5 protein-coding genes and 1 pseudogene are annotated in these 7,361 nt (G+C 62.8%); 3 read left to right on the forward strand and 3 right to left on the reverse strand.

Annotated elements, in window-relative coordinates; genetic code table 11:
• Together ACFE0K_RS13710 and ACFE0K_RS13715 are read left to right on the forward strand one after the other, a co-directional pair.
• The coding region (locus ACFE0K_RS13710; protein WP_434536593.1) for a phytase at positions 1-1,287 on the forward strand (1,287 nt) is incomplete at its 5' end.
• Positions 1,280-3,232, forward strand: coding sequence for a PhoX family protein (locus ACFE0K_RS13715; protein WP_434536594.1), 1,953 nt, complete (start codon positions 1,280-1,282; stop codon positions 3,230-3,232). The genes ACFE0K_RS13710 and ACFE0K_RS13715, both read left to right, overlap by 8 nt.
• 151 nt (positions 3,233-3,383) lie before the next feature.
• Here ACFE0K_RS13715 and ACFE0K_RS13720 read toward each other — a convergent pair whose 3' ends face one another.
• A complete protein-coding gene (locus tag ACFE0K_RS13720; RefSeq protein WP_434536595.1) occupies positions 3,384-4,400 on the reverse strand; it encodes a zinc-binding alcohol dehydrogenase family protein in 1,017 nt (338 codons plus the stop codon).
• 125 nt (positions 4,401-4,525) lie between these two features.
• Here ACFE0K_RS13720 and ACFE0K_RS13725 point away from each other — a divergent pair, with 125 nt between their 5' ends.
• Entirely contained in the window at positions 4,526-6,007 is a 1,482-nt protein-coding gene (locus ACFE0K_RS13725) for an amidase (protein ID WP_434536596.1), read from the forward strand.
• Between the two features lie 138 nt (positions 6,008-6,145).
• Here the strand turns inward: ACFE0K_RS13725 and ACFE0K_RS13730 are convergent, their stop codons facing one another.
• Together ACFE0K_RS13730 and ACFE0K_RS13735 are read right to left on the reverse strand one after the other, a co-directional pair.
• Complete coding sequence (locus ACFE0K_RS13730) at positions 6,146-7,063, reverse strand: metal-dependent hydrolase (RefSeq protein WP_434536597.1); 918 nt, start codon at positions 7,061-7,063, stop codon at positions 6,146-6,148.
• 40 nt (positions 7,064-7,103) lie between these two features.
• Positions 7,104-7,361 (reverse strand): annotated as a pseudogene (locus ACFE0K_RS13735) (SDR family oxidoreductase); the annotation flags it as partial.

A 7,361-nucleotide genomic window follows, 5' to 3' on the forward strand; every position in this document is an offset into this window, starting at 1 on the left:
GACCCGGAGCGGGAGTTGCTGGATCTGCTGGCACCCCGTGGCAACATTCGCGAAAGCGCCGGCGGGTTGGCGGTGATTCCCGGTGGCGTGGCCCTGCTCGACAAGGAAGCGGGGGACCTTCACCTCTACCGATTTGCCGATGACGTGCATCACCGTTACACCGTGCCGGAGCTGGACGAGCCGGAACGCCTCACCGCGTCCCATGATGGCGAGACCCTGACTCTCTATGCGCTGGATGATGGCGACCACGGCGTGCGCCACCTGGCGCTTGCCTGGGACGCGGACCCGGTTGTCACGGATGCCATGCCTGTGGTCGAGCCCAGTGCCCAGACCGATACCGTGGCCCGGTTCGGCGATGCCGCCGACGACCCGGCTGTCTGGCTCAACCGTCAGACCCCCTCAGCCAGCCGCCTTCTCGGCACCGACAAGAAAGCCGGCCTGCATGTCTACGGGCTGGATGGCCTGGAAACCCAGTTCCTGGCCGCCGGCAGGCTCAACAACGTGGATGTCCGCTACGATCTGGATGTGGCCGGCCGGCGCTATGACATTGCCGTGGCCAGCAACCGTGATCACAACAGCCTGCATGTGTTTCTGATCGATCCGCTCACCGGTGTGCTGGAAGACGCCGGCCAGATCGCCACCGGGCTGGAAGAGATTTACGGGCTGTGCCTGTATCAGGATGAACAGGGCCTGTATGCCTTCCCCAATGGCAAGAGCGGTGCCATCGAGCAGTGGTTGTTGCAGGTCGAGGGGGACACCCTGCAGGGTAGCCTGGTACGCAAGCTGAAGGTGGCCAGTCAGCCGGAGGGCTGCGTGGCGGATGATGACAGCGGCCGTTTGTTCGTGGGTGAGGAGGACAAGGCGGTCTGGGTGTTCCCGGCTGCGGCGGACCAACCGGCGAAAGTGCAGCAGGTGGCGGCCGTCAGTGAGCGACTGCACGCGGACATTGAAGGGCTGGCCCTGTACCGCAAAGGCGGTCAGCATTTCCTGGTGATCTCCAGTCAGGGCAATAACAGCTTTGTGCTGGTGGACGCCGAGCCGCCTTATACTTGGCGCGGCCGTTTTCGTATCGGCATGAATGTGGCACAAGGCATCGACGGCGTGTCGGAAACCGATGGCCTGGAAGTGACGTCAGCGAACCTGGGTGGCCCCTACACGGAAGGTCTGCTGGTGGTGCAGGATGGTCGCAATCGTCTTCCCCAGGCGCCGCAGAACTTCAAGCTGGTGCCCTGGACGGCCATTGATCACGCCCTGCAGTTGTCCGAACAAGGAAACGGCCATGAATGAACAGGATCGTATCGATGCCCTTGAGGCGCTGGACGATCAGCCGGTAACGCGCCCGGGCCATGGCTCCGCGTTACCCCGCCGGGCGGTCCTGAAGGGAGGGCTGGGCGCCGCCGTGGCCGGTTTTTTTACCGCGCCCCTGGCCGGGTGTGAGCAGCCCGCATCGTCCACGGCCATGCCATTGATGGGGTTCTCGCCCTTGCCGCCGCAGACGGACATGACCTTCGATAGCGTCAATGTGCCCGAAGGCTACAGCGCCCGGGTCCTGTATGCCTGGGGCGACCCGATCCGCCAGGGCGCACCGGCCTGGCGGGCTGACGGTAGCAACGACTGGCAGGAGCAATTGCAGCAGGCCGGCGATAACCACGACGGCATGCATTTCTTTCCCTTTGCCGAGGCCCCCAATCAGCGTGGCCTGTTGGTGATCAACCACGAAAAGGTGGCGCTCACGTTTCTTCACCCGCAGGGGCCGACCTTTACCCATGATGGCAACGGTCGGCGGCAGCGACCCGAGGCGGAAGTGAAAAAGGAACAGGCCGCCCACGGTGTCAGCGTGATTGAAGTGCGCCAGGACGACGATGGCCAGTGGCAGCGGGTGATGGATTCCCGCTTCAATCGTCGTATCACCGGCATGACTGCCATGGCCCTGCGCGGCCCTGCCGCCGGCACCGACGCCCTGAAGACGGCCAGCGATCCCCGCGGCAGCACCGTGCTCGGTACCATTGCCAACTGCGCCATGGGTTTTACCCCCTGGGGGACTTACCTCGCCTGCGAGGAAAACTGGCCCAACTATTTCGTCAACCGGGATCAGCATGACTACCGCCAGCGCGTGGCCCACCAGCGCTATCGGCTCAGCCAGGGTGACAACAGTAAATACTTTGCCTGGGAATCCGTAGACTCGCGGTTTGATGCCACCCCCTACCCGGAGCAGCCCCACGGCGGCCATGTGAATGAGCCCAACCGTTTCGGCTGGGTGGTGGAAATCGATCCTTTCGATCCGGACAGCACCCCGATAAAGCGCACCGCCATGGGCAGGCTGGTCCGCGAATGCGCCACCCCGTCCGTGGGGCCGGACGGGGGCATGGCGTTTTATTTTGGTGACGACACCCGCGGCGAATACATCTACAAGTTTGTCCCCGCCGGGCGCTATCAGCCGGAAAACCGTGCCGCCAATCGCCACCTGCTTGATGACGGTATCCTCTATGTAGGAGTGTTTGGGGACAAGGGCAAAGGGCAGTGGAAGCCGCTGGTTTTCGGGGACGGCCCGCTCACCGACGCCAACGGGTTTGATAGTCAGGCCCAGGTGCTGATCGAAGCCCGCCGCGCCGCCGATCTGCTCGGCGCCACCAGCATGGACCGGCCGGAGTGGGTGGCGGTGAAGCCGGATAACCGGGAGGTCTATGTCACCCTGACCAACAACGACCAGCGTGGCCGCCGCGATGACCAGCCCATCAACAGCGCCAACCCGCGCTGGGACAACCAGCACGGGCATATCCTGCGCTGGCGGGAGCAAGGCGATGACCCGACCGCCACCACCTTCCAGTGGGAACTGTTCATGCTGGCCGGTTACCCGCAGGATGCGGACGTGCCCGCCAACCAGATCGGCACCATCCAGGGCGACATATTTTCTTCCCCGGACGGTCTCTGGTTCGACCCCCAGGGGCGCCTGTGGATCGAAACCGACTACGATGAAGACAGCCCCGCCCACCGTGCCATGGGCACCAACCAATTACTCTGCGCCAATCCCTACAGCGGTGAAGTAAAACGATTTCTGGTGGGCCCTAAAGGCTGCGAGGTCACCGGCATCACCGGAACCCCGGATGGCACCACCCTGTGGATCAACATCCAGCACCCCACCCTGAGCTTCCCCGCCAGCGATGGCGTTACCCGACCCCGCTCGGCAACAGTGGTGATTACCCGGGATGATGGGGGAGTGGTTGGGAGTTAACAGTTAATAGTGAATAGTTAACAGTTGCGCGTGAAAAGAGAGGTTTGATCTTTAACGCAAGAGGCCGCGCCCATGGTTTGAGCGCGGCCTCTTGCGTTGAAAAAAACAGCACACCCGAATCGCGTCGCTGTTAACTATTCACTATTAACTGTTAACTACTTTCCCACCCCGCCAACACCAACTTGCCAATCGTTTGTCCACTCTCCAGCCGCCGGTGGGCGGTCTTCAGGTTGTTGGCGTTGATCGGGCCCAGGCCTTCGCTGAGGGTGGTCTGGATGGTGCCGGCGTCCACCAGGGTGCGCAGCTGATCGAGGATCTGGCCCTGGCGGGGCATCTCGGCGGCGAACATGGCGCGGGTGAACATGAACTCCCAGCAGAAGCGGGCGCTTTTCGGTTTCAGCGGGTTCAGGTCCAGCGGCGCGCGGGCGTCGACGATGGCGCAGATGCCACCGAGCGGGGCCACCGCCTGGCAGGCGCTGTGCCAGTATTCGTCCAGGCTCTGGGTGACCAGGATGCCGTCCACCTGAGGGTGGCCGATCAGCTCCAGTTGCGACAGCAGTTCCTTGCGGTAGTCCACTACCTGATGGGCGCCCATGGCCTGGCACCAGTTGGCGGAGGTCTCGCGCCCGGCGGTGGCGATCACGGTCAGCCCGAAATGGTGGGCAGCCAGCTGGATGGCGATGGAGCCCACGCCACCGGCACCGCCGATCACCAGCAGGCTTTTCCCCTTGCATTCGCCGGGGCGGAAACCGAGCTGGTCTTCCAGGGCCTCCCAGGCAGTGATGGCCGTCAGGGGCAGGGCGGCGGCTTCCTGCATGCCCAGGCTGTCTGGTTTCTTTGCCACCAGGCGCTCGTCCACGCACTGGTACTGGGCGTTGCTGCCCTGGCGCTGTAAGGCGCCGGCATACCAGACCCGATCACCGGCGCGGAAGTGTTCCACTTCCGCGCCCACGGCTTCTACCACCCCGGCGGCATCAAACCCCAGCACCCGGTAACCGGGCTGATCCAGAGGCCGCTGGCGCAACTTGGCGTCGATGGGATTCACCGATACTGCCTGCACCGACACCAGCAGATCCCGGGGACCGGGAGACGGCAGATCCAGCTGGATATCCTCCAGCGCGTGCACATCATCAATGGTTCTGGGTTGGTTGAAACCGATCGCTTTCATGCTTTGCCCCTACAACGTAAACACACAAGCTTTGGCCCACTTGGCAGGGCAGACTATGCCACAGTAACCGGATTGTCGCCTTGCGACCGTCGCAAAAACGATAACGTTTTCGGGAGAGCACACGCATGAAGTTCGAGGAATATCGCCAATTTGATGCCATGGGGCTGGCGGAGCTGGTGGGTAAGGGCGAGGTCGCTGCCAGCGAGTTGCTGGAGACAGCCATCGCCAGGGCGGAGCAGGTAAATCCCTCCCTGAATGCGCTGATCATTCCTCTCTATGAGCAGGCCCGGGAACGGGCGGCAGCACCGCTGGCGGGGCCGCTGGCCGGGGTGCCCATGCTGGTGAAGGACCTGTTTCAGGAAATGGCTGGTGCGCCCAGCTATCAGGGCAACAAGGCACGCAAGAAACACGATATTCGCGCCGACCAGGATTCCACCCTGGTGGCACGCTGGAAAGCTGCGGGGCTGGTGCCTTTCGGTCGCACCAATACCCCCGAGTTCGGCGCCAAGGGTATCACCGAGCCAGATTCCTATGGCCCGGCCCGCAACCCCTGGAACCCGGATCATACCCCCGGTGGTTCGTCCGGTGGCTCTGCCGCCATGGTGGCGTCGGGGGTGGTGCCCGTAGCCGGCGCCAATGACGGGGGTGGCAGTATTCGTATCCCGGCGGCTTGCTGTGGACTGTTCGGACTCAAGCCCGGCCGCGGGCGCACGCCCTGGGGGCCTACCTTTACCGAAGCCATGCACGGCATTGCGGTAAACCATGTACTGACCCGCTCGGTGCGTGACAGTGCACTGCTGCTGGATCTGACTCACGGTGATGAGCGCGGCAGCCTGTTCCATATCGCGGCCCCGGAGCAGCCCTATCAAGTGGCGGCGGCATCGCGGCCCGGGAAACTGCGCATCGGTTTTTCCACGGCGTCGCCGCTGGGGACGCCGGTGGACCCGGAAGCGGTAAAAGCAGTGGAGAAAACCGTGGCCCTGCTACGAGACCTGGGCCACGAAGTAGTCGAGGCCGAACCGCAGATGGATGCCAAGCAGATGTGCATGGACTGGCTGTCCGTCTGGTTTGGTCAGTGTGCCGCCGAGGTTGATGAAGTGAAGGCATTGACCGGTTGTGGTGACGAGGGATTCGAGCTGGATACGCTGGCCATTGCCGCCTTTGGCCGCGCGACGCCCGCCCATGAATACGTGAAATGTCAGACGCGCTGGCAACAGTACATGATCGCGCTGGATACCTTCCTGGAGCAGTACGATTTCTGGCTGACGCCGACGCTGGCCATGCCGCCCGCACGCATCGGGGAAATGGCCACCCCGGGCTGGCAGCAGAGTGCCCTGAAAATGCTGCTCAAGGTGGGCGGAGAAAAACTGTTGATGAAGACCGGCATGATCGAGCAGATGGCCATGGAGAACTTCAAGTACATGCCCTTTACCCAGTTCGCCAATGTCACCGGGGTGCCGGCCATGTCGGTGCCGTTACATTGGTGCGACAGCGGTCTGCCGCTGGGGTCCCAGTTCGTCGGCGGCCATGGCGATGAAGGCAAGCTGCTGGCGCTGGCGGGGCAGCTGGAAGAGGCGGCGCCCTGGTTCGACAAGGTGCCGATGTAGGGGCTAGGCAGCGAGTTACGAGTTGCGAAGAGCGAAAGGTTTTTTGTTACTCGAACCTCGTCACTCGCTTCTGATTGTTGTCATCGCTTCGAGCCTGCCCGGACCAAGTCCGGGCAGGCTCTTTGGCGGGGTGAAGTTTCAGTGCACCGCCGCCGCCTGTGCCGCCGGCGAGCGCGCCAGGTAGGCCAGTGCCTGTTCCGTGTCGCCTTCATGGATCGGATGAAAGCGCGGTGACAGCCAGCGCAGGGTGGCGTTGACCAGGAAGGTGAAGGTGGGCACGTTATCGGTGCGCTTGCCGGTCAGTTCCAGTTGCATTAGCAACTGCGGTATCAGGGTGTGGCCCAGTTTGCGCACGCTGGGGTCCGGGTCCTGTCGGGCCAGGCTGCGACCGCCTTCGGAAATGAAGTAGATGAACAGCGGAAACACGATGGCCATCAACGCCTGGCGGCTCACGTAAAAACCGAGCTGGGATTGGCACAGGTGTTCGAACAGGTCGAAGGCCACGGTGCGGTGTTCCACTTCTTCCGCCAGGTGCCACTTGAACAGGTCCACCATGGCCGGATCGCCGTTTTCTTCCCAGCTTTCGTTGTCCATGGCCCACTGGCCCAGCACGCCGGTGAAGTGCTCAATGGCGGCAATCACTCCTACGCGCAGTACCAGCCATTGTTTCTGAATTGCCTTGCGCTGCAGCAGTTTCAGCCCGAAGGGCGCATCCCCCAGGAAGGTGCCGAACAGCCATTCCACCCGTTGCACGTACTCATCCACGCTTAGTCCATGGCGTTCCAGATAAAGCTGGGCCTTGCTGTGAGCGCGGGAGTGCACGGCTTCCTGACGGATAAAGCCTTCCACGTCGGCGCGTAGCTGGTCGTCACTGACCAGTGGCAGGGCCTGGTTGTAGACCCGGCAGAACCACAGCTCCCCGGCGGGTAACAGCAGGTGAATGCCGTTGATCACATGGGTGGAAAACGGATCATCCTTGAGCCAGTGCAGTGGCGTATTGTCGAAATCAAACTGCACTCGGCGTGCTTTCAGTTGATGGCGTACAGGGCTGTTCATGGCTGTTGTTCTCCCGTTGTTATCGTCAACACGTCATCAATCAGGCGGTTATGTCCAGGCGTGCTACCTGCCGGGACAATACCGGGGCAAAGCGGCTGAGCAGTCGGGTGGTCCAGGCTTCGGCGCCCACCAGCGACAGGGCCGGGTTGTTCTGCACCGCATCGAAAATGGCGGCGGCCACCTGGTCCGGGGAAAAGTTGCGACGCTTGTACAGGGCATCGGCTTTGGCGCGTGTTTCTTCGTGTTTCTGGTCGGTGAGGCCGGCGGAGACGGTGCGGTTGGCGATGCCGGTGGCAAC

This window comes from Alcanivorax sp. (genome assembly GCF_051117345.1).
Classification (GTDB): domain Bacteria; phylum Pseudomonadota; class Gammaproteobacteria; order Pseudomonadales; family Alcanivoracaceae; genus Alcanivorax.